Source organism: Streptomyces chryseus (assembly GCF_014650755.1).
Lineage (GTDB): Bacteria > Actinomycetota > Actinomycetes > Streptomycetales > Streptomycetaceae > Streptomyces > Streptomyces chryseus.
This window is the reverse complement of record NZ_BMVO01000001.1, coordinates 848,878-871,744: the sequence shown is the minus strand read 5'-3', so window position 1 is coordinate 871,744 and position 22,867 is coordinate 848,878. Positions and strand designations below refer to the sequence as shown.

The following is a 22,867-nucleotide window of genomic DNA, read 5'->3' as shown; positions in this document are numbered from 1 at the left end:
AAAGTTGGACAAAGATACAAAATCGGCCCGGCAGGGCGTCTTTCAAGACGATCTGCCGGGCCATTCGTGCGCGGTGTGGCGCGCGTCACGTGGAAAAGTAACGATGGTGAACAACCACACCCATGTGCCGACTGTCTTGGATGTCGATGAACGAGAATGAGACGGGCATGGCCGCAGTCGAGATTCCCGATGTAACCGTGATCATCGGTGCGTACGAGGCGATGCCCTACCTGATCCCCTGTTTGAAGTCGGTCGAGGCTCAGACGCTGGGCGCCGACCGCATAGAGATCGTCGCCGTCAACGACGGATCGACCGACGGGACCGGAGAGTATCTCGACGAGTTCGCCGCCAGGAGCAAGGTCTCCACCCGCGTCGTTCACCAGGAGAATTCCGGTGGACCCAGTGGCCCCCGCAACGTAGGTCTCGACATGGCCCGCGGCCGCTATGTCTTCTTCCTCGACGCCGACGACTACCTCGGCGACGAGGCGCTGGAGCGGATGGTCGCGATGGCCGACCGCAACGGCACGGATGTCGTGCTGGGCAAGATCGAGGGCATCGGGCGCGGTGCGCCGAAGTCCATGTTCGGGCGCACCTTGGAGCGTACGGACCTCTTCTCCTCCAACATCAAGTTCACGCTCAGCGCGGAGAAGCTCTTCCGGCGTGAGCTGTTGGAGAAGCACCGGATGCGCTTCGACCAGCAGCTGTATACAGGCGAGGACGCGCGCTTCACCCTTGAGGCGTATGTGCGAAGCAACGGGGTGTCGATCGTCGCCGACTACGTCTGCCTCTACATCGTGCGGCGCGACGACGGCAAACACATCACGCAGAGCGGCAGTTACGCGATGCGCTTCGACTCGGCGACGGCCCTCATGGACCTGATCGCCGACTTCTTCCCGCCCGGCGAGCAGCGGGACGAGCTGATGATCCGTCCCTTCGTGATCACGCTCCTGCCGCAGTTCGACCACCGCTGGCTCAAGGCGAAGACCGGCACCCGGCAGGACAAGCTGGAGCTCGCCCAGCCGCTCACCGACAAGTACTGGACGCCCGGCGTGGCCCGCCGGCTGAAGGTGCCCGAGCGGCTGCGGCTGCACTACGTGGCAGAGGGACGGGCCGATCTCCTGGAGGAGCATCTGAGGTTCCTTCAGGCGAAGGAGGTTCCGGAGGTGGTCCGCAAGGGCCGGGAGGGCAAGCCGTACCTGGCGTACCCGCACTTCGGCGACAAGGAGGCGGGCGTGCCCGACGAGATGTACGCCGTCACGGTCCCCGAGTGGGTCGACGGGGTGCGCGTGAGCGTGCCCAAGGCAGGCAAGCCGAAACCGTCCTTCGCCCGGCGCGTGGTGCGGAAGTTGCGCAGGATGGCGCGCGGGACGGCGGCAGGCCGTCCCGCGCGTTCCTGACGGTCCCTCACCGTCCGCCGGCCGTCTCCGCGTCCCCCCGGGGCCACGGAGACGGCCGGCGGCGTTCCCGGCCGTCGCGCCGGACGGGCCGTCGGCCGTCCCACGGGGCGAAATGCGCGAGCGGCGCCCGGAGCGGCTCACGTACATTGCGGGGAGAACCGGGCGAGCAAGAGTGGGGTCTGTACGTGTCAGGGGCAAGGCAGGGCGTTTCCGAGGCCCGCAGGATCGTTGTGAAGGTCGGCTCCTCCTCGCTCACCACCGCGTCGGGAGGGCTCGACGCCGACCGGGTCGACGCGCTCGTCGACGTCCTGGCCAAGACGCGCAGCGGCGGTGAGAAGGAGATCGTGCTCGTGTCGTCCGGCGCGATCGCCGCCGGGCTCGCACCGCTGGGACTGGCCCGCCGCCCCAAGGACCTCGCCCGCCAGCAGGCCGCCGCCAGCGTCGGCCAGGGCCTCCTCGTGGCCCGCTACACCGCCTCCTTCGCGCGGTACGGCGTACGCGTCGGCCAGGTGCTGCTCACCACCGACGACACCAGCCGCCGCGCCCACTACCGCAACGCCTACCGGACACTGGACCAGCTCCTGGCCATGGGCGCCGTCCCCGTCGTCAACGAGAACGACACCGTGGCCACGGACGAGATCCGCTTCGGCGACAACGACCGGCTAGCCGCCCTCGTCGCCCATCTCGTACGGGCCGACCTGCTGGTGCTCCTGTCCGACGTGGACGGACTGTACGACGGCGACCCGAGCCTCCCCGGCACCTCCCGCATCGACGAGGTGCGCGGCCCCGGTGACATCGCGCACGTCTCCATCGGCAGCGCGGGCAAGGCGGGTGTGGGCACCGGCGGCATGGTGACCAAGGTCGAGGCCGCCCGGATCGCCGCCGCGGCCGGCATCCCGGTCGTCCTCACCTCCGCCAGCCAAGCCGCCGACGCCCTCGCCGGCCGTGACACCGGCACGTACTTCCACGCGACCGGCCGCCGCAGCGCCGACCGGCTGCTGTGGCTCGCGCACGCCTCCACGCCACAGGGCGCGCTCCTGCTCGACGACGGGGCGGTACGGGCCGTGGTGGAGCGGCGTACGTCGCTGCTGCCGGCCGGAATCGCCGGTGTCGAGGGCGAGTTCAGCGCCGGCGACCCGGTGGAGCTGCGTGACGCGGCGGGCGTGGCGGTCGCCCGCGGGCTCGTGAACTACGACGCCAAGGAGATCCCGCAGCTGCTCGGCCGGTCCACGCGCGACCTGGCGAAGGAGCTCGGTCCCGCATATGAGCGAGAGGTCGTACACAGGGACGATCTGGTCCTTCTCCACCCCTGAAACGGCTGAAAGACCCGCCTCGCGGCAGAGACCTTCCGGAAAACCGCCCCGCGCCAGGCCCAGGACTGGTCAACTTTGTTGCGGGGGAAACAGCGCGGGGTACAGCAGAGCAACGCATTACAGGAGGCCGCCGGTGAGACGAGCGCGTCCGGGGGCGCTGCCCCGAGGGACGGCCGAACGAGCCCTGACCAGTGTCGGGGCCGGGGCGGACTTCGGCGACGCCCCGGAGCCGGCCCAGGGGTCCGCACCCGCCCAGGACGTCCACGGCACGCGGGAGGTGTCGAGGCTCTGGCACATCACCCTCAGCGTCTCGGGCGCCGAGGCACCGCTGCAGGAGGTACGGCGCGGGCTCGAACAGCTCGCCCACGACCACCCTTTCCTGCTGACCAGCAGGTACGCCAACGACCACGCGGAGATCCGGTACTGGGAAGAGGCACGCGACCTGCACGACGCGGCGGCCGTCGCCCTGCGCCTGTGGGGCGAGCACCGGTCGACGTCGAAGCTGCCGCCGTGGGAGATCGTGGGCCTGGAGGTCATCGACCGGGACACCTACCACCAGCGGGTGGCCGAGGGGTACGGCCCGCCGCCTGCGGCGCCGGTCGGGGTGCATCCGTACTGACCGCGGCGACGCCCCGTCGGGCGCACGCGGCGTCTCGCAGATGTCTCGCGGACGTCCGGCGGGCGTCTCGCGGAGCGGGATACCCGGTGAACCCCCGCGGAGCGCGCATTACCCTGCGGGTATGACCTCGCACTCTCCTCTCGCCGGCACCGGCACCACCGCGGCCGCCGGGTCCCCCGTCACGCTGACCGCCCGGCGGGCCCGCGCCGCCGCCGACGCGATCGCGCCACTCCCGCGCTCCGCCAAGGACGCCGCGCTGCTGGCGGTCGCCGACGCGCTGGAGGCCCGTACGGACGAGATCGTCGAGGCCAACGCCCAGGACGTCGCCAAGGCCCGGGCCGCCGGCACGAGCGAGACGGTCATCGACCGGCTGACGCTCACCGCCGAGCGGGTCGCCGCCATCGCGTCCGACGTCCGGGACGTGGCGGGCCTGCCCGACCCGGTCGGCGAGGTCGTACGCGGCTCCACCCTGCCCAACGGCATCGACCTGCGGCAGGTGCGCGTGCCGCTCGGCGTCGTCGGGATCATCTACGAGGCCCGGCCGAACGTGACCGTGGACGCCGCCGCGCTCTGCCTGAAGTCCGGCAACGCGGTGCTGCTGCGCGGCTCCTCGTCGGCGTACGCCTCCAACACGGCCCTCGTCGGCGTGCTGCGCGACGCGATCGCCGCCGCCGGCCTGCCCGCCGACGCCGTGCAGCTCGTGCCGGGGGAGTCCCGCGACTCCGTGCGCGAGCTGATGCGCGCCCGCGGCCTGGTCGACGTCCTGATCCCGCGCGGCGGCGCGTCCCTGATCCGTACGGTCGTCGAGGGGTCCACCGTCCCCGTCATCGAGACGGGCACCGGCAACTGCCACGTCTACGTGGACGCCGAGGCCGACATCGACATGGCCGTCGACATCCTCGTCAACTCCAAGGCCCAGCGGCCCAGCGTCTGCAACGCCGCCGAGACGCTCCTCGTCCACCAGGACATCGCGGACGTCTTCCTGCCGCGCGCGCTGGACGCGCTCGCCGAGGCGGGCGTCACGGTCCACGGCGACGAGCGGGTGCTCCCGTACGCCGAGGGGTCCAAGGCGGCCGTCGTGGCGGCCACGGAGGACGACTGGGAGGCGGAGTACCTCTCGTACGACATCGCCGCCGCCGTCGTCGACTCGCTGGACGGGGCCGTCACGCACATCCGCCGCTGGACCTCCGGGCACACCGAGGCGATCGTCACGACCTCGCAGGCCGCCGCGCGCCGGTTCACCCAGTTGGTGGACTCGACCACGGTCGCCGTGAACGCCTCCACCCGCTTCACGGACGGCGGTCAGTTCGGATTCGGCGCCGAGATCGGGATCTCCACGCAGAAGCTGCACGCCCGCGGCCCCATGGGTCTTCCCGAGCTGACGTCGACGAAGTACATCGTGACGGGCGACGGCCACACGCGCTGACGAACACTCCGGACCGCCCCCGCGGCGTTTGCGGTTTCCCTGTCCGAAGCGACCGTCCAGGTCTACGCTGAACGAGTGCCGGACGACGTGGGGGGCAAGCCGTTCCAGGACGGCTGGGAGCCCGACGACGACCGCGGAGGCGCGGACGAGGACTTCGCCTCCGTGGTGTTCGACGAGGACTTCGTACGGGCCGCCGAGATCCATGAACCGACCGCCGTCGAGCGGCTGCTGGCCACCGCCCAGGCGCGCGCCGAGGCCGAGGCGGCCGCCCGGGCGAGAGCCGGCAAGGTCCCCGCGGACGACGATCCGTACGACGACGCGTACGGCTCCGAGTACGGCGCCCGCGAAGGCCGCCACGACGGCGTGTACGGGCCGCTGCACGGCGACGAGGCGTACGAGGACGGCGCGGGCCCGTACGGGCGTCACGGCGGTGCCCTGCGCCCCTACCGGGGGCACACGCGCTGGCACCGGCCGGTGGCCTGGATACTGGCCCTGCTGATGGGCGTCGGGATGGTGGCGCTCGCCTTCACCGCCGTCTACCGGGGGGCGTCCGGCGGGCGTGAGGACCAGGTGCCGCCGCCCGCGACGAGTGACAACTCCCGCCCGGGAGGCCCCGGCGGGCCGGGCGGTCCCTCCACCTCGGCGGAGTACTCGCCGCCCGCCGCGCCCGCCGTTCCGCGCAGCACGCCCTGACCGCACCCGTCCGCCCGGGCCCGAACCACTCGACCTGGTGCGATCACGCTGTGTGGCTGCGGTGGTCGCCAACTGTGCCCCGGTAGGGCGTTTACCTTCCCTCCCGCCGACCTACTCTGAAGGTATGGCAGGGCGCGGAGAGCCACCTGAGGGGGTACCCGAGGGCCTCCCGGGTGGCAGCGACGACGAGTACCGGTCCGTCGTCTTCGACGAATCGTTCGTACGGGCTGCCCGCCTCCAGGAGTACTCCGCCCAGGAGCGCATGAGCGACCACGAGAAGGCCGTCCGCGACCGGCCCGGGTGGACGGGCCGGGACCGCGACGGTCGCGGGAGCGGCCGTGGCGGCGCGGGGGTCAAGCAGGCGCTGGTGCTCGTCCTGCTGGTCGCCGTCGCCTTCGGCGCCGCGGTGTACCTGGGCGTACGCCACCCCTACCAGCCGCCGCCGGCCACCCGCGCAGGGCTCATGCGGACCGCGGTGATACCGCTGGCCCCGGAGGGAGCGGTGCCGGGCGGTGAGCCCGCCGAGCTCTTCGAGCGCAGTCCGGCCGCGCAGTACCGCACGGGCGCCGAGGGCATCACCCTGCCGTCCGCGCGGCGCACCGCCCACTTCTCGGAGGGGCAGGTGATGTCCGCGCTGACCATCGCCAAGCACTACCTCACCGCGTCGTCCCTCGACCCGGACGTGCTGAAGGGCAGCACCGTGCGCCCGGTGCGGGCGCTGCTCGACCCGGACCAGCTGACCCAGTTCGACCGCAGCTTCGACGCCCCGGCCGACGACGGCAGGCACGCCGCCACGGGATGGCTCGTCCGCTTCGACCCGGCGCAGGTGACGCCCGCCGACGAGCCGGTACGCGTACAGGGCGTCCTGCGCGTCGAGGAGAGCGAGTCCGCCCGCCTCGAAGTGACCTCCGACCACACCTTCGTGTACGCGCTGCGCCCGGCGGCGGGCGCGGCCGGGGATCCCCGGGCGGACGGCGCTTCGCTGTTCACCGTCCGCCGTGAGCTGCGTCTGCGCTTCGACCGCGACGACCTGCGGACGCACCGGGCCGAGCTGGTCGTCTCGTACGCCCAGGTCGGACCCCAGGCGTGCTCGGCGGACGCGGCGGGCCATCTGCGGCCCGTGCCGGCCGGACAGCGCGCCCCGGCCGAGGGACCGGCCGGGACCGACCCGTACGCGACGGGTCCGGCCACGCCGGCCCTCTGCGGCGTGTTCGCCCCGAGCGCGATGCCCAGCCCGCGGGGCGGCGGCTAGCCCTTGGCGGTGCCGTTGCCGCTGCCGCCGCCGGTGAACTTGTCCCGCAGCTTCCCACCGAGGTCGCCCGCGCCGCCCGCGATGTCGCCGACCAGCTTCATCAGCGGGTCCTTGCTCGTGCGGACCGTGTCGGCGTAGTGGGACGCGGACTCGCGGAAGGAGTCCGTGACGGAGGTGTCGCCGTCCTGGTCGCGCTTCGGGTAGTGGCCGTCCATGATCCGCTGGTGGTCGCGGCTCTCCGCCCACTTCTTCAGCTCGGCGGCGCGGACCGTGGTGAAGGGGTGCGAGCGCGGCAGCACGTTGAGGATCTTCAGCACGGAGTCGCGCAGGTCGCCCCCGGCCTCGTACTCCTCGGCCTGCGCCAGGAACGCGTCCACGTTCATCTCGTGCAGGTGGTTGCCGCCGGCGATCTTCATCAGGCCGCGCATCGACGCCTGGAGGTCCTGGCCGACCAGCAGGCCCGCGCGGTCCGCCGAGAGCTCCGACTTGCGGAACCACTCGCGCAGCGCCGTCACGATCCCCATGATCGCGATGTTGCCGAGGGGGATCCACGCGACCTTCAGCGCCAGGTTCGTGAGGAAGAGGAGGATCGTCCGGTACACGGAGTGGCCGGACAGGGCGTGGCCCACCTCGTGGCCGACGACGGCCCGCATCTCCTCCTCGTCGAGCAGCTCCACCAGGCCGGTGGTGACCACGATGATCGGCTCGTCCAGGCCGATGCACATGGCGTTGGGCTTCGGGTCCTGCGCGACGTACATCGGCGGGACCTTCTTCAGGTCCAGGATGGAGCAGGCGTCCAGCAGCATCGTGTGCAGATGGGCGAACTGGGCCTCGCTCACCCGCACCGAGTCGGAGAGGAAGAGCAGCCGCAGGCTGCGCTCGGGAAGCAGCCCGCTCATCGCCTTGAACACGGTGTCGAAGCCGGTGAGCTTGCGCAGGGCCACCAGGGCCGAGCGGTCCGCCGGATGTTCGTACGCCCGGGAAGAGATGTCCGGGAAGCGCCGGCGGTTGCGGCCCGGTACGTTCTCGTGATTGCCGTCGGTCATGGGTGGCCCCCTGTCTACGAGTGTTTCCCGTCCCCCGGACCGCCTCAGCGTAAGTGCTCCCGCACGGCACGCTCGGCCGGTCCGTCGGGCCGGACATCGCGTGAACGACTGAGTCGGCGTGAGCGTGCCCGCACCGCCCGCATACGATGTCCGCGAAGTCTCCGCTCCGACTCCCGATAGGTCCTGCCGAAGATGAGCCTCCACAGCACCGCTGCCTCCCTCGTGACCCTCGCCTCCGGTGAGGGCGGCGAGCACGGCGGGAACCACGAATCCCTCAACCCCTACCTCACCGGCGGTGGCGCCCTGCTCGCGCTCCTGCTGCTGCTGTGGATCACCACGCGCTTCAACCGCGACCGCTGAGACGGGGCCGCGAGACGGGGCCAGTAGGCTCTGCACGCATGGGAGAGCAGCAGAGGCCGAGCGGTCCCGGCAAACGCCGACTCGGCGTGATGGGCGGGACGTTCGATCCGATCCATCACGGACACCTGGTGGCCGCCAGTGAGGTGGCCGCCCAGTTCCACCTCGACGAGGTGGTGTTCGTACCGACCGGGCAGCCGTGGCAGAAGAGCCACAAGCACGTCTCCCTCGCGGAGGACCGCTACCTGATGACGGTCATCGCGACGGCGTCCAACCCGCAGTTCTCGGTGAGCCGGATCGACATCGACCGCGGCGGTCCGACGTACACCATCGACACACTGCGTGATCTGCGCGATCTGAACAGCGACGCGGACCTCTTCTTCATCACCGGTGCCGACGCGCTCGCCCAGATCCTCACCTGGCGGGACGCGGAGGAGCTGTTCTCGCTCGCCCACTTCATCGGTGTGACCAGGCCCGGCCACGACCTGACGGACGACGGGCTGCCCAAGGGCGGTGTGTCGCTGGTGGAGGTGCCGGCCCTGGCGATCTCGTCGACCGACTGCCGGGCGCGGGTCGCGGTGGGCGAGCCTGTCTGGTACCTCGTCCCGGACGGTGTCGTCCGCTACATCGACAAGCGCGCGCTGTACCGCGAATGAGCGGTCGGCCCGGCCGTACGGGGAGCACAGACAAGCAGGGAGAGGGGCACCGGTGAACGACCGAAACTACCCGTACGACCCGTACGCGCAGGATCCGTACGCCCAGCAGCCGGAGATCATCGGCTACGACGCGTACGGGCAGCCGGTGTACCAGCAGGCCCAGCAGCAGACGCGGCAGCAGGACCAGCAGCAGTACGACCCGCACCAGCAGCAGGGGTACGGCTACGACCCGTACGCCCAGCAGCCGTCGTACGACCCCTACGGGCAGCAGCCGGAACACCAGCAGCAGCAGTACGGGTACGTCGACACCGCCCAGCAACAGCAGTGGATCCCGCAGCAGGCCGCGCCCGCCCAGGCCCCTCCTCCGGCCCCCGCCCCCGCCCCCGCGCCCGAGCCGGAGCCGGTCCGTGAGGCCGTCGCCGTTCCCGAGCAGCGCCGTCCCGAGAACGAGTACGCGACCGAGCAGTTCTCCTTCGTCGAAGAGCCGGACGAGAACTCCGAAGACGTCATCGACTGGCTGAAGTTCACCGAGAGCCGCACCGAGCGCCGCGAGGAGGCCAGGCGCCGCGGCCGCAACCGCGTCGTCGCCCTGGTCGTCGCCGTCGCGCTCGTCGTCGCCGGCGGTGTCGGCTACCTCTGGTACGCGGGCCTGCTGCCCGGCCTCTCCGGCAAGAAGGACGCTCCGCCCGCCGCGTCGGGTCCGCAGAAGCGCGACGTGATCGCCGTGCACCTGCACACCACCAAGGGCGCCACCTCGACCGCGCTGCTCGTGAACAACGCCACGACGGGACAGGGCACCACCGTCCTGCTCCCCAACTCGTTGTCCGTCGCGAACGACGACGGCACCACCACCACGCTCGCCAAGTCGGTCGACGACGACGGCACGGCGGGCACGCGCGAGGCGGTCGGCTCCGTACTCGGGACGAGGATCGGCGGCACCTGGCGGCTCGACACGCCGTACCTGGAGAACCTCGTCGAGCTGGTCGGCAACATCGAGATCGACACCGACACCGATGTGCCCGACACCAAGAAGGGCGCCACGCCCGTGGTGCGGCAGGGCGAGCAGCAGACGCTGAGCGGCCGGATGGCCGTCGCCTACGCCACCTACCGGGCGCCGGGCGAGGCGGAGACCGAGCAGCTCCAGCGTTTCGGGCGGGTCATGCAGGGCGTGCTGAAGAAGATCTCGGACGACCCGCAGGCGGCGACCACGACCGTCCGCTCACTGGCGCAGATCCTCGACCCGTCGCTGCCGGAGAAGGACCTCGGCGCCTCGCTGGCGAAGCTCGCCGAGCACGCCAAGGGCGGCGACTACAAGACGGCGCTGCTGCCGGTCCAGCCCGACGGCACGCTGAGCGATTCCGCCGCCGAGAGTGTGGTCAAGGACATCCTCGGCGGCTCGGCCAGCAGCCCGGAGCAGGGCGCGGCCGTGCGGGTCGGCGTACGCAACGCCAACGGGAACACGGACGCCAACGAGACCGCCAGGATCGCCCTGGTCAACGGCGGCTACACGTTCGTGGACTCCGGCAAGGCCACCTCGGTCGTCACGTCGTCGCAGGTCAGCTATGGCGACGCGGTCCAGAAGGAGACGGCCCGGGAGGTCGCCAAGACGTTGGGCCTGCCGCTGGGCGCGGTGCGCAAGGGCAAGGCGGCCGCGAACGCCGATGTGACGGTCGTGCTGGGCCAGGACTTCAAGGCGAAGTAATGCCGTCGGGGCTGTCGGCGGTCCGTGAGACCCTGGGGGTATCTCTGACCGCCGACGAAAGCCTGCTAGTGACCGCCACTGACCGTTCCATCGAGCTCATCAACGCCGCCGCTCAGGCGGCCGCCGACCGGCTCGCGCACGACATCATCGCCTACGACGTCAGCGATGTGCTGTCCATCACCGACGCTTTCCTGGTCGCCTCGGCGCCCAACGACCGCCAGGTCAAGTCGATCGTCGACGAGATCGAGGAGCGGCTGAACAAGGACCTCGGCGCCAAGCCCGTGCGCCGCGAGGGCGACCGCGAGGCCCGCTGGGTGCTTCTCGACTACGTCGACATCGTCGTCCACGTCCAGCACAGCGAGGAGCGCGTCTTCTACGCGCTGGAGCGCCTGTGGAAGGACTGCCCCGAGATCGCGCTGCCCGAGGACGCCGTGAAGACCCGGGGCCTGGCCGAGGAGCACGCCAAGCTGCGTGCGGCCGGTGAAGTGGACGGAGACCTGAGCTGAACAGCAGCGCCGCCGGTACGGGCAAGAAGAGCCGGGGCCGCCGCATCGTCCTGTGGCGGCACGGCCAGACCGCGTGGAACCTGGAGCGCCGCTTCCAGGGCAGCACCGACATCGAGCTGACCGGGACCGGCGTCGCCCAGGCGCGCCGGGCCGCCAGGTTGCTCGCCTCCCTGAAGCCGGATGTGATGATCTCGTCCGACCTCAAGCGGGCGGCGGCCACGGCCGGTGAGCTGGCCGCCCTGACCGGCCTCGACGTGACGCACGACGCCGCACTGCGCGAGACGTACGCGGGTGCCTGGCAGGGCCTGACGCACGACGAGATCATCGGGCAGTTCGGCGAGCAGTACGCGGCGTGGAAGCGCGGCGAGCCGGTGCGGCGCGGTGGTGGCGAGCTGGAGACCGAGGTCGCCGACCGGGCGGCTCCGGTCGTGCTGGAGCACGCCGACAAACTGGCCGACAACGGCACGCTGGTCGTCGTCAGCCACGGCGGCACCATCCGCACCACCATCGGCCGGCTCCTGGGTCTGGAGTCGTACCACTGGGAGGGTCTCGGCGGACTTTCCAACTGCTGCTGGTCGGTGCTGGGTGAAGGCGCGCGCGGCTGGCGGCTCCTGGAGCACAACGCCGGGACGCTTCCGGAACCGGTGCTCGGGGACGACGACTAGCGGATTTCACTTTCTGGCAGGTCGCAGGCTAAAGTTCTTCTTGTTCGCAGCGCACAGCGCACAGAACAGCGGGGCTATAGCTCAGTTGGTAGAGCGCCTGCATGGCATGCAGGAGGTCAGGAGTTCAATTCTCCTTAGCTCCACAATCAGGATCCCGGTCCCTCCTCCAGGAGGGACCGGGATTTCTTGCTATCTGCTGCGGACTCTCTTCACCGTCCGCGCAGGGACGGCATTCCGTCGGGGGAGAGCGACGCCGAAGTCATCCGTATCAACTCCACGTCTTCGGGAGCGGCTTGCCGACGTCTCCAACCTGCCGGGGCTGGTGCTGGGTCAGGTGGCCGCTGTGCCGCTGTTCACGGTGCTGCTGGCGCCTCGGACAGGATCAGTGGTGGCCGGTGGGGTTCTCGCCGCCCCTGGGGGCCTTCGCGGGGCTTTACGCGGCCTTCCTGGCGTACGTGTCACGGCCGGCCGCTCGCGGCGGTCTTCGCGGGCGCCGGTGAGGCGACGCGGGCGGTTGCTCGGCGCCGCGACATTCGGCACTCTCTTCCTCAACCGGCTGAATGCGCCGGGGTGCGTGCGTACGCCGATGTGCTGTGGGTATGCGCTCCTTGCGCCGGGCCGCCGCGTCGATCTTCGGAGCCGCGGCGGGCGTCCTGCGCTCACGCCACTGACCCCCTTGCGGAGCCATGGCAGAATCGGACCGCCGGAGGGGGACGACGGTCTGATGGGGAGGAGAGCGCGATGCCCGCGAGCATCCTCGATGCGGTCCGTGGCCTGCCCGGCAGCGACAACGGAGGTATCTCGTACGTGTGCACGGCCTGCCGCCGCAGCTGGAACTGAGTGATGGGCGCACACAGGAGGAAATGCGACTGGTGCGGCAGTGGCACGCCCATCGTCAGGGACATGGAGCCGGTCAACGCCGACTATCAGTACTGGTGCGAGGAATGCGCCAGGGCGCTGATCATAAAAGGCGACCCCATCGAGACGTACCGCGAACTCGAAGGGGAGCCGATCTACGGACGGCTGCTCGACGAGCACTGCACGCTCAAGCGCTTCTACTCGTTCGCCAGGGCCTGACCGGTCCGCACACGGTGCGCAGCACGGCGAGGGCCGCCAGCGGGTAGAGCGCCGACAGGGTCATCTGGCCGACGCCCTGGGCGAGTTCGAGCCGTCCGGGGCCGTGCGGGACCCACCACAGCGCGTACGAACAGAACACCGCCCCTGTCACCGCCGCTGCCCCGGCGCGGCTGCGTGCGGCCAGGAACAGCACCACGGGAACGCACCACACCCAGTGGTGCGACCAGGACACCGGGCTGACCAGCAGCGCCGTCACCGCGCAGGCGACCACCGCCCCGGCCCGCTCGCCGCGCAGTTCGGCCCGTACGGCGACGGTCACGCCCACCACCGCCGTCAGACCGGCCGCAACGGCCCACCACCCACCCGGATCGCCGGTGTGCAGCAGCCGGGCGAGCACGCCGCGCAGGGACTGGTTGGCGGTGTCCTCGGCATGGCCCACCCGGCCCGCCTCGAAGATCATCCGGGTCCAGTAGCGGTGCGAGTCGTACGGCAGCACGGCCGCCGAGGCGGCGGTCGCCGCGAGGAAGACGCCGGCGGCGGTCGCGGCCTGCCGCAGCCACGGGTTGCGGGTGCGGCCGCGCAGGGCGCCCCGTGCCCGTACGAGACCGGTGATCAGGAGGAAGAGCGCGAAGAGCGCCGGTGTGAGCTTCATCGCAGCGGCCAGTCCGATGCCGGCGCCCGCCCACCGGTGACCTTCGCGGCGGGTGAGGTCCCACAGCACGGCCGTCGCGAGCAGCAGGTTGACCTGCCCGTACCGCAGGGTCGTCCACACCGGTTCGCACCAGACCGCGAGCGCGGCTGCCAACAGGACAGCGGTCGCGCTCTCGCGGCCCACCAGGCGCAGGGACAGGCGCACGAGCGCGACGACCAGGAGGAGGTTCGCGACGGTGGCCAGCGCGCGCATCTCGGGAACGCCGAGCAGGGTCAGCGGGGTGAACAGCAGGGCGGCGAACGGGGGGTAGGTGGTCGGCAGGTTCGCCTCGGTGGCGCGCATCGCGTAGAGGTCCCCGCCGGCCCGTACGGTCTCGCCCTCGGCCCGGTAGACCATCAGGTCGATCATCGAGACGTCGGCGGCGCGCTGGGCCGCCCAGAAGGCCGCGAAGGAGAGCAGGCAGACCGAGGCGGCGACGAGTATCGGCCGCCGGGCGACGGCGGGGCGGGCGGCGGCGGTCTGCGCGGTCACGGTCACGCCGGCTGACAGTACCGGGCGTATGGGGACAGAACGGGTGTGCGGACAAAGGATTTGGTGGAGGGCCGGGGGGACCGTGTAATGTTGGCGGAGCCGCCGGGGAAACCCGCAGGGCGGCAGAACGCAAGGGGCTATAGCTCAGTTGGTAGAGCGCCTGCATGGCATGCAGGAGGTCAGGAGTTCAATTCTCCTTAGCTCCACAGAACGAAGGTCCCCCGGTCGATTCGACCGGGGGACCTTTTCGTGTCCCGGGCGGCTCAGCCCCTGCCGCTGCCCAGGGCCTTGCGGCCGCCGGGCGGCAGCGCGGGCCGCGCCGGCCGCTGCGGAGCCTCTTCCTCGATCCGCAGCGCCAGCGCGGGGCAGCGGCGTACGGCTCGCTGCGCGCGGCCGCGCAGGTGGACCGGAACCGACGCGTCCGCGAGGGCGGGGTAGCCGTCGGGGCCGAGCCGGATCAGCTCGGGGACGATGTCCGCGCACAGGCCGTGGCCCTTGCACAGCGTCCAGTCCACCGCGAACTTCTCGCCGGTCGGGATGCCCTCTTCCTCGTAACCGGGGCCCGGTAGCGGCAGTACGCCCATCGTCTCGCGGCCGCAGCCGCCGCCCAGGACGTGCGCCGCCAGGTCGTCGGTGAAGGCGCTGAGGGTGGAGACGAAGAAGCGCACCGAGCCGTCGGGGTGCTTGCACGCGCCGCGGCCCTTCACGGCCTGCGTCACCTCGCGCAGCGCCTCCAGGGCGGCCTGGCCGCCGCCGTTGAGTACGTCGGACAGGCCGCCGGCGGCGGCGGGCAGGCCCAGGCGGCAGGGGCCGCACTGGCCCGCCGTCTCGGCGGCCAGCCAGTTCGCGACGCGCAGCGACTCGCCCAGGGGGCAGGTTTCGGGGCCGATCGGCAGGATCGCGCCCGCGCCCAACGCGCCCCCGAACGAGGCGAGGGACTCGCGGGAGATCACGGCGTCGTGGGCTGCGACCGCGTCGATCCAGTTGCCGTGGTAGCCGCCGGTCAGCACGCCCTGGGGGAGCGGCGGGGCGCCGGCCATCTGCAGGACGTACCGCAGCGGGACGCCGGTGGGCACCTCGACGACCATGGGGCGCGAGACGGCGCCGGAGATGGTGAGCATGACCGTGCCCGGCTCGTTCTCCAGGCCGGTGTGGCCGTAGCGGCGGGCTCCTATGCGCGCGGCGACGGCGAGCTGCGCGAACGTCTCGGTGTTGGACAGCAGCGTCGGCGCGCCTCCCACGCCGGTCTCCGAGGCGCGCTCGCGGCGTCCGGGCGGGAGCGCGGGGCCGCCGTTCGCGGCACGGATCAGGGAGGACGCCTCGCCGGAGACCATGCGTTCCGGGGTGCGCACGATCCGCGCGCGCAGCTGCTGGCCGCGCCGGTCGGACAGGCCGCGCTCGGCGAAGGCCGTGCGTATGGACGCCTCGGTCGAGTTGCGGGTGACGCCGACGATCAGGGTGCGGGCTCCGAGTGCCTCGGCCGCCAGCAGGGCGCCGTCGAGCACCAGGTGGGGGGCCCGGTTGAGCAGGACGGTGTCCTTGCGGCAGGCGGGCTCGCCCTCGCTGCCGTTGATGACGACCACGGGGCGCACTCCGCGCCGGATGGAGGCGTTGGCGACCGCCCGCAGTTTCTTGCCGAAGGGGAAGCCGGCGCCGCCGCGCCCGCGCAGCGAGATGTAGTCGGCGAGTTCGGCCAGGCGCTCTCCGCCCATCGGCTCCAGCGGGCCGTGGACCTTGAGATGCATGCCGAGGTCGAGGCGCTCGACCAGGTCGAAGCCGGTGGTCAGCTGGGGAAGGCCGACTACGCGTACTTCGGGGACGTCGGGAAGGGGGACGTTCAACTTCGGTCTCCTGCGGGTGCGTGCCAGGGCTCTCCGGCGGCGGGCCGGTAGAGCGGACCGGGCGCGGGCTCGGTGGTGTCGAGGGGGTGGGGGAGCGGTCCGGTGGGGGTGGCCGGGGCGTCCGGGGAGTACGCGGGAACGTCGGGTACGGCGTTCCGGCTGTTCCAGGGAGCGTCGGTTTCAGGGGCCGGGCTGTTCCAGGGAGCGTCGGTTCCCGGGTTCGAGCCGTGCCAGGGAACGTCGCTTTCTGCGTTCGAGCCGTTCCAGGGAACGTCGTTCTCCCGGTGCGGGCTGTTCCAGGGAACGTCGTTTTCCGGGCTCCGGTCGTGCCAGGGAACGTCGGTTCCGTGGTTCTGGTAGTTCCCGGGAACGTGCGCCGCGCCGTCGGGGCCGTACCCGGGAAGGTCCGGCGCGGGTACGGCTCCCGGGCCGTACGCCGCGCGGTCCGGGTCGTACGGCGGGCGTACGGCCTGCGCGGGGGGCGGCGGCGAGGGGGTGGGCCACCGCGACGGCGCCGGCGCCTCCTGGACGGGGATCTCCTCCGTCATGGGGATCTGTTCCGCGAGGGGGATGCGTTCGGTGGGCGCCGCGGACGAGGCCGACACGGCGCGGTACGCGGCGGATATGCCGGTGCCAGTCCCCGCGCGTAGACCGTCCTGGGAGGGCGCCGCCTCGTACAGCGGCGGGGCGGGAGCCGCGAGGCGCGGCGGCGGGGGCTGCTGGTCCTCGCGGAACAGCGGCTCCGGCTGCCGCTGCGGCCGCGGCGGCTCTGCCGGCGGGGCGAAACCGCCGCCCGGCAACGGGGAGAGCGAGGGGTCGCGGGGAGCCGCCTCGGACGCCGGGGCCAGCGAGCGGGAGATGACCAGTGCCACCACCCGGTCGGCGATGGTCCGCTTGAGCGGCGGGGGCAGCAGGCGCAGCGAGAGGGCCCCGACCACCGCCGTCAGGGCCAGGGAGTACATGGTGACGACCCACCCGGCGGCGGGCCGGCCCGTGAACAGGCCGTGGATGAGGGCCGACGCCCACGCCGGATAGGCGACCATGTGCAGCGACCGCCAGCGGCCCGCGACGCGTCCCGGTGTGGCGAACGCGCTGCGCAGGGCGCCGGTCGAGGCCGCGACGACCATCAGGATGCCGGCCAGCGAGCCGAATCCGATGAGGCCGGACGTACCGCTGACTCCGAGGCCGAAGGGGACGAGGGCGCCCAGAAGCGCGACGTGGCCCAGCGAGACCTTGACCGTCACGTGGAGCAGCAGGAAGCCGATGGAGGCGACCGCCGTGGCGCGGTGGACGCCCTGGGCGAGGAGCCGGTGACGCGGCCGCAGCAGCAGCCGGTCCCTCGCGATCAGGCCCCAGGCGACGGCGGCGGTCAGCGAGACCAGGGAGAGGACGCCGGTGGTGAAGTCGAGCGCGGCGCGCAGGCTGTCGCTGCCGAGGACGGCGAACAGCGGTATGAGGAGCAACGCGACGGCTGTGAGGCCTCCTTGTGCGGGGCGGCTCAATGAGGGGAAAGCCAGGGAGGTCGAAATTTTTCGATGGGGGTTCATGGGGGCGACTCCGAATGGTTCGGCAAAGTGGTCCCGTTGCCGCATGCTAGGTCGCTCCATACCAGGCAGTACGAGCTTTGGAGGTTTAGCGTTCAGGAAGGGCGAAAACTTGTCCGGCCGGTGCCCCGGATAGGGCCGATACGCGGAGTAACCCCTTTGGCAAGGGGGGATCGGTCCGTGGGGCGGATACGCGATGCGGCCCTCTCGGGCGCTGCGGTACCCTGACGCCATGCGTGCCGTACGCCTTCTGCTTAGCGAGCCGCGCTGATCAGTCCCGACGGATGAGAGATCCGGTCGGAATCGGCGCGGCGTCCCCTCCTGTGCGAGGGGATTTTTCATTGGCTGAACGTCACAGTTCATTCGCTGAACGTCACAGCCTGAATGTCGCAGCCGCTGGCAGAGACGATCGATGGAGCTTTGAGGATCATGAGCGAGACGAATTCTGCTGCCGAGGTGGCAGCACCGCACCGCTACACGGCCGCGATGGCCGCTGACATCGAGGCACGCTGGCAGGACTTCTGGGACGCGCAGGGCACGTACGAGGCACCGAACCCCAGCGGCGACCTGGCGGGCGACGCGGAGCTGGCCGCCAGGCCCAAGAAGTTCATCATGGACATGTTCCCGTACCCCTCGGGCGCGGGACTGCACGTCGGGCACCCGCTGGGCTACATCGCCACCGACGTCTACGCCCGTCACCAGCGCATGACCGGCCACAACGTCCTGCACACCCTGGGTTTCGACGCCTTCGGCCTGCCCGCCGAGCAGCACGCGGTCGCCACCGGCACGCACCCCCGGGTGTCGACCGAGGCCGCCATGGACAACATGAAGCAGCAGCTGCGCCGGCTGGGCCTGGGCCACGACAGGCGCCGCTCCGTCGCGACGATCGACCCGGACTACTACAAGTGGACCCAGTGGATCTTCCTGCAGATCTTCAACTCCTGGTACGACAAGGAGGCGGACCGCGCCCGGCCGATCGCGGAGCTGGTGGCGCAGTTCGAGAGCGGGGAGCGCGCGACGCCGGACGCGCGCCCCTGGAGTGAGCTGAGCGCCACCGAGCGCGCCGACGTCCTGGGTCAGTACCGCCTGGCGTACGCCTCCGACGCGCCCGTGAACTGGGCCCCGGGCCTGGGCACCGTACTGGCCAACGAGGAAGTCACCGCCGACGGCCGTTCCGAGCGCGGCAACTTCCCCGTCTTCAAGGCCAAGCTGCGCCAGTGGAACATGCGCATCACCGCCTACTCCGACCGCCTGCTGAGCGACCTGGACGGCCTGGACTGGCCCGAGGCGATCAAGCTGCAGCAGCGCAACTGGATCGGGCGCAGTGAGGGCGCGCGCGTCGATTTCGCCGTCGGCGACGACGCGATCACCGTCTTCACCACCCGTCAGGACACTCTGTTCGGCGCGACGTACATGGTGCTGGCGCCCGAGCACGACCTGGTCGAGAAGATCGTCCCGGCCGCCTGGCCCGAGGGCACGCACGACGTGTGGACCGGCGGCCACGCCACCCCGGCCGACGCCGTCGCGGCGTACCGCGCGCAGGCCGCCTCGAAGTCCGACGTGGAGCGGCAGGCCGAGGCGAAGGACAAGACCGGCGTCTTCACCGGCGCGTTCGCGGTCAACCCCGTCAGCGGCGAGCAGGTGCCCGTCTTCATCGCGGACTACGTGCTGATGGGCTACGGCACCGGCGCGATCATGGCCGTACCGGCGCACGACTCCCGCGACTTCGCCTTCGCGCGCGCCTTCGAGCTGCCCATGCGCTGTGTCGTCGAGCCGTCGGACGGGCGGGGCACGGACCCGGCGGAGTGGGACGACGCGTTCGCCTCGTACGACGCGAAGATCGTGAACTCCTCCGGCGAGGGCATCTCGCTGGACGGCCTGGGTGTCGTCGAGGCCAAGGCGAAGATCACCGAGTGGCTGGCCGCGCGCGGCATCGGCGAGGGCACTGTCAACTACCGGCTGCGTGACTGGCTGTTCAGCCGCCAGCGGTACTGGGGCGAGCCCTTCCCGATCGTCTACGACGAGGACGGCATCGCCCACTCGCTGCCCGAGTCGATGCTGCCGCTGGAGCTGCCGGAGGTCGAGGACTACTCGCCGCGCACCTTCGACCCGGACGACGCGAACACCGTTCCGGAGACGCCGTTGTCGCGCAACGAGGACTGGGTGAACGTGACCCTGGACCTGGGCGACGGCCCGAAGAAGTACCGCCGCGAGACCAACACCATGCCCAACTGGGCGGGGTCCTGCTGGTACGAGCTGCGCTACCTGGACCCGCACAACGGCGAGAAGCTGGTCGATCCCGCGATCGAGCAGTACTGGATGGGGCCGCGCGAGGGCATGCCGCACGGCGGCGTCGACCTGTACGTCGGCGGCGCCGAGCACGCCGTACTGCACCTGCTGTACGCGCGGTTCTGGTCGAAGGTGCTGTTCGACCTGGGGCACGTCTCGTCGTCCGAGCCGTTCCACAAGCTGTACAACCAGGGCATGATCCAGGCGTTCGTCTACCGTGACGCGCGCGGGATCGCGGTGCCGGCGGCCGAGGTCGAGGAGCGCGACGGCGCGTTCTGGTACCAGGGCGAGAAGGTCAGCCGCGTCCTGGGCAAGATGGGCAAGTCCCTGAAGAACGCCGTCACCCCGGACGAGATCTCCGCCGAGTACGGCGCGGACACGCTGCGTCTGTACGAGATGGCGATGGGCCCGCTGGACGTGTCGCGGCCGTGGGACACGCGCGCGGTGGTCGGCCAGTACCGGCTGCTGCAGCGGCTGTGGCGCAACATCGTCGACGAGACGACGGGCGAGGCCACGGTCGTCGACACGGAGCCGGACGAGGACACGCTGCGTGCCCTGCACAAGGCGATCGACGGCGCCGGGCAGGACATGGCGGGGATGCGTTTCAACACCGCCATCGCCAAGGTCACCGAGCTGAACAACCACCTGACGAAGGCCGGCGGCCCACTGTCGCGGTCGATCGCCGAGCGGCTGGTGCTGCTGATCGCGCCGATGGCGCCGCACATCGCCGAGGAGCTGTGGCGCAAGCTGGGGCACACGGATTCCGTGGTGTACCAGGACTTCCCGGTCGCCGACCCCGCGTACGTCGTGGACGAGACCGTGACGTGCGTGGTGCAGGTCAAGGGCAAGGTCAGGGCGCGTCTGGAGGTCTCCCCGTCGATCGGTGACGAGGAGCTGGAGAAGCTGGCGCTGGCCGACCCGGCCGTGGTCGCGGCGCTGGGCGGCGCCGGGATCCGCAAGGTGATCGTGCGGGCGCCGAAGCTGGTCAACATCGTTCCTGCGTGATCGTTGAGGCGTGATCGCAAGGGCGTGATCGAGGGGCAGGGCTTCTGGGGCCTTTCCCCTACGGGCAGGTTGGGGGTTCCGATGGAACCCTCGGCCTGCCCGTTCCGTTTACGGTGGAGAGACCACGCGAGCCGAGTGGACCGACAACCGGAGGGGCGCTCATGGAAGCCGTCACCCTGATCCTCATCCTGGCGCTGCTCTGCGTGGCGTTCGTGGCGACGGGGGTGTACGTGAGCGTGAAGGCGGTCGGAGCGGCCAAGCGCGGCGTGGACCGCACCCTCACGCAGGCCAGGCGCTCCGTCGAGGACACCACTCTGCGGGCGAAGAGCTTCGGACAGGTCGGCGTCGCGGGGGAGCTGGCCCAGCTGAGGCTCTCTCTGCGTACGTCCATGCGGGCCACCCAGGAGGCGCTGAACGCGGGCGCCGTGGAGGACGCCTCGCTGTCGGAGTCCGTCGCCCTGTTCGAACGGCTGAGCGCCCACGGGCGTGAACTGGACGACGATCTGAAGCGGCTGGAGCGCGAGCCGGACAAGGCCAGGGTCGCGGAGCGGCTGCCTGACCTGCGCGAGCGCACCGAACGGGTGACGCATGCGGCCGACTCCCTGCGCTGGGCGGCGCGGGACCGGGCGCAGAGGTTCGCCGACGACGACCTCGCGTCGCTGAGCGCGCAGATCGAGGTGGAGTCGGGAGCGCTGCGGCACTGGGCGACGGGGCCCGACGCCGACGCGTCCCGGTCGGCGGCGGACGGCGCGGACGCGCCGCACCGGCCTGCGGGGGCCGGCAGGCCCTCGGCGGACCGGGCACGGACGGCACCGGAGAGCGACGAGGCGCGGCGGGCGGCCTCCGGACCGGAGGCGATCACGGCCCGTGACCCGCAGTGGCAGCCCACGTACCCGTGGCAGAAGACGGCCCGCCCGGAGGGCACTGTTTGAGGCCCGTCCTGGACCGCCGGGGAGCGAACCACGCACCCGGGCGGATCATTGAGCGGGCCCGGACTGCCGCCGGGCGCCCCCGCCGGGTAACCTCCCGCTCATGTCCCGCCATGTCGCGATCGTCACCGATTCAACGGCCTACCTGCCGCAGCAGACGATGGAGCGGCACGGCATCACCGCGGTGCCGCTGACCGTCGTCATCGGTGATCAGGCCCTCGAAGAGGGTACGGAGATCTCCGCCCGCTCACTGGCCCTTGCCCTGCAGAAACGCCGGTCCGTGACGACGTCGAGGCCGAGCCCCGAGGTCTTCGCCGCGGCCTATCGTGCGGCGGCGGAAGCCGGCGCGAGCGGCATCGTGTCGCTGCACCTGTCCTCCGAGTTCTCCGGCACGTACGATGCGGCCGTGCTCGCGGCGCGGGGCGCTCCGGTGCCGGTACGGGTCGTGGACACCGGCATGGTCGCGATGGCCCTCGGTTTCTGCGCGCTGTCGGCGGCGGAGGTCGCCGATGCGGGCGGCACGGCCGACGAGGCGGTGGCTGCGGCGGAGAAGCGCGCGGCCGGGATGTCGGCGTACTTCTACGTCGACACGCTGGACTACCTGCGCCGGGGCGGGCGCATCGGGGCGGCGCAGGCGCTGCTGGGGTCGGCGCTCGCCGTGAAGCCGCTGCTGGAGCTGGACGGCGGGCGCATCGAGATGCTGGAGAAGGTACGTACGGCCGCCAAGGCGATCGCGCGGCTGGAGGAGCTCGTGGCCGAGCGGGCGGGCACGCGCCGCGTCGACATCGCGGTGCACCACCTGGCGGCCCCCGACCGGGCCGACCGGCTGGCGGAGCGACTGCGGACCCGGGTCACCGGCCTGGCGGAGCTGCACGTCAGCGAGGTGGGTGCGGTGATCGGAGCGCACACGGGGCCGGGGCTGCTGGCGGTCGTGGTCGCGCCCCACTGAGGGTGGACGCCCGCCTTCCGGGTGGCGGAGATATCCACAACCGGTGGGTTCTCCACGGAAACTGACCATGATCAGCGGGGCCGGGCGGATGTGCCTAGCGTCTCGTGGCATGGCTCTTCGACCACGCTCACGCTCACATTCCGCGACCAGTGGCCCGGGACGCGCCCCGGCCTCCGACGGCCGGGTCTCCGACGGCCGGGCTCCCGACGGCCGGGGCGGGCGGCTCCTGCGTCGCCGCGTTCACGAGGCCACTGCCTCGGCGGCGTTGCGCCGCCGCGCGGAGGCACTCTTCGAGTCACCACCGCGCGGACGCCCACCGGCGGCCGACGGGCCGGTGACTCCCGCGCCGGTTCCTTCCTCGCGAATTCCTTCGGCGCGCGTTCCTTCCGCGCGGGCGGGCGCTCGTACGGCAGTTCCG

The 22,867-nt window shown here is 71.5% G+C and carries 19 protein-coding genes and 2 tRNA genes; 17 read left to right on the top strand and 4 right to left on the bottom strand.

Annotation, left to right across the window (positions count from 1 at the left end; all coding sequences use genetic code 11):
* Positions 1–167 precede the first annotated feature (167 nt).
* The 6 genes from IE185_RS04060 (at position 168) to IE185_RS04035 (ending at position 6,700) form a co-directional block, all read left to right on the top strand.
* A complete protein-coding gene (locus IE185_RS04060; protein WP_138894840.1) occupies positions 168–1,397 on the top strand; it encodes a glycosyltransferase family 2 protein in 1,230 nt (409 codons plus the stop codon).
* Between the two features lie 185 nt (positions 1,398–1,582).
* The gene (proB, locus tag IE185_RS04055) at positions 1,583–2,710 is read left to right on the top strand and encodes a glutamate 5-kinase (RefSeq protein WP_138894841.1); all 1,128 of its coding nucleotides are present in this window, start codon (positions 1,583–1,585) and stop codon (positions 2,708–2,710) included.
* Positions 2,711–2,843: 133 nt separating this feature from the next.
* Positions 2,844–3,329 carry a DUF8830 family protein gene (locus tag IE185_RS04050; RefSeq protein ID WP_138894842.1) on the top strand — a complete coding sequence of 162 codons (486 nt, stop codon included), beginning with the start codon at positions 2,844–2,846 and terminating at the stop codon, positions 3,327–3,329.
* Between the two features lie 121 nt (positions 3,330–3,450).
* Positions 3,451–4,755, top strand: coding sequence for a glutamate-5-semialdehyde dehydrogenase (locus tag IE185_RS04045; RefSeq protein WP_138894843.1), 1,305 nt, complete (start codon positions 3,451–3,453; stop codon positions 4,753–4,755).
* A gap of 75 nt (positions 4,756–4,830) precedes the next feature.
* Positions 4,831–5,448: an SCO2584 family spore wall biosynthesis protein gene (locus IE185_RS04040; RefSeq protein WP_138894844.1), complete on the top strand. Its 618-nt coding sequence runs from the start codon at positions 4,831–4,833 to the stop codon at positions 5,446–5,448.
* 124 nt (positions 5,449–5,572) lie between these two features.
* Positions 5,573–6,700 carry an SCO2583 family membrane protein gene (locus tag IE185_RS04035; RefSeq protein WP_138894845.1) on the top strand — a complete coding sequence of 376 codons (1,128 nt, stop codon included), beginning with the start codon at positions 5,573–5,575 and terminating at the stop codon, positions 6,698–6,700.
* Here the strand turns inward: IE185_RS04035 and IE185_RS04030 are convergent.
* Entirely contained in the window at positions 6,697–7,746 is a 1,050-nt protein-coding gene (locus IE185_RS04030) for a M48 family metallopeptidase (RefSeq protein ID WP_138894846.1), read from the bottom strand. The genes IE185_RS04035 and IE185_RS04030 overlap by 4 nt on opposite strands.
* Before the next feature lie 192 nt (positions 7,747–7,938).
* On the opposite strand from IE185_RS04030, the gene IE185_RS04025 reads away from it, so the two are divergent.
* From IE185_RS04025 to IE185_RS03995, 7 genes are all read left to right on the top strand, one after another.
* A complete protein-coding gene (locus IE185_RS04025) occupies positions 7,939–8,106 on the top strand; it encodes a hypothetical protein (RefSeq protein WP_167518260.1) in 168 nt (55 codons plus the stop codon).
* A gap of 38 nt (positions 8,107–8,144) precedes the next feature.
* Positions 8,145–8,759 (top strand): nicotinate-nucleotide adenylyltransferase, encoded by a 615-nt coding sequence (gene nadD, locus IE185_RS04020; protein WP_138894847.1) that lies wholly within the window; start codon positions 8,145–8,147, stop codon positions 8,757–8,759.
* Between the two features lie 52 nt (positions 8,760–8,811).
* The gene (locus tag IE185_RS04015; protein WP_189714602.1) at positions 8,812–10,461 is read left to right on the top strand and encodes an LCP family protein; all 1,650 of its coding nucleotides are present in this window, start codon (positions 8,812–8,814) and stop codon (positions 10,459–10,461) included.
* A gap of 68 nt (positions 10,462–10,529) precedes the next feature.
* Positions 10,530–10,967 (top strand): ribosome silencing factor, encoded by a 438-nt coding sequence (gene rsfS / locus IE185_RS04010; protein ID WP_138897753.1) that lies wholly within the window; start codon positions 10,530–10,532, stop codon positions 10,965–10,967.
* Complete coding sequence (locus IE185_RS04005; RefSeq protein WP_138897754.1) at positions 10,964–11,632, top strand: histidine phosphatase family protein; 669 nt, start codon at positions 10,964–10,966, stop codon at positions 11,630–11,632. The genes rsfS and IE185_RS04005 overlap by 4 nt, the downstream gene beginning before the upstream one ends.
* 70 nt (positions 11,633–11,702) lie before the next feature.
* Positions 11,703–11,775 (top strand) — tRNA-Ala (locus IE185_RS04000).
* Positions 11,776–12,475: 700 nt separating this feature from the next.
* Positions 12,476–12,709 carry a hypothetical protein gene (locus tag IE185_RS03995; protein ID WP_138897755.1) on the top strand — a complete coding sequence of 78 codons (234 nt, stop codon included), beginning with the start codon at positions 12,476–12,478 and terminating at the stop codon, positions 12,707–12,709.
* Here the strand turns inward: IE185_RS03995 and IE185_RS03990 are convergent.
* Positions 12,678–13,898 carry a glycosyltransferase 87 family protein gene (locus tag IE185_RS03990; protein ID WP_229843334.1) on the bottom strand — a complete coding sequence of 407 codons (1,221 nt, stop codon included), beginning with the start codon at positions 13,896–13,898 and terminating at the stop codon, positions 12,678–12,680. The genes IE185_RS03995 and IE185_RS03990 overlap by 32 nt on opposite strands.
* Before the next feature lie 127 nt (positions 13,899–14,025).
* On the opposite strand from IE185_RS03990, the gene IE185_RS03985 reads away from it, so the two are divergent.
* Positions 14,026–14,098: transfer RNA gene (locus IE185_RS03985), tRNA-Ala, on the top strand.
* A 57-nt stretch (positions 14,099–14,155) separates the two neighbouring features.
* Here IE185_RS03985 and IE185_RS03980 read toward each other — a convergent pair.
* Together IE185_RS03980 and IE185_RS03975 are read right to left on the bottom strand one after the other, a co-directional pair.
* Positions 14,156–15,733: an NADH-quinone oxidoreductase subunit NuoF family protein gene (locus tag IE185_RS03980; RefSeq protein WP_138897756.1), complete on the bottom strand. Its 1,578-nt coding sequence runs from the start codon at positions 15,731–15,733 to the stop codon at positions 14,156–14,158.
* Positions 15,730–17,196: a hypothetical protein gene (locus IE185_RS03975; RefSeq protein WP_308432716.1), complete on the bottom strand. Its 1,467-nt coding sequence runs from the start codon at positions 17,194–17,196 to the stop codon at positions 15,730–15,732. Before IE185_RS03975 ends, IE185_RS03980 begins: the two co-directional genes overlap by 4 nt.
* 510 nt (positions 17,197–17,706) lie before the next feature.
* On the opposite strand from IE185_RS03975, the gene leuS reads away from it, so the two are divergent.
* From leuS to IE185_RS03960, 3 genes are all read left to right on the top strand, one after another.
* On the top strand, positions 17,707–20,571 hold the full coding sequence (leuS, locus tag IE185_RS03970; RefSeq protein WP_138897685.1) for a leucine--tRNA ligase: 2,865 nt from the start codon (positions 17,707–17,709) through the stop codon (positions 20,569–20,571).
* Positions 20,572–20,732: 161 nt separating this feature from the next.
* Positions 20,733–21,503 (top strand): hypothetical protein, encoded by a 771-nt coding sequence (locus IE185_RS03965; RefSeq protein ID WP_138897684.1) that lies wholly within the window; start codon positions 20,733–20,735, stop codon positions 21,501–21,503.
* A 100-nt stretch (positions 21,504–21,603) separates the two neighbouring features.
* Entirely contained in the window at positions 21,604–22,449 is an 846-nt protein-coding gene (locus IE185_RS03960) for a DegV family protein (RefSeq protein ID WP_138897683.1), read from the top strand.
* Positions 22,450–22,867 lie beyond the last annotated feature (418 nt).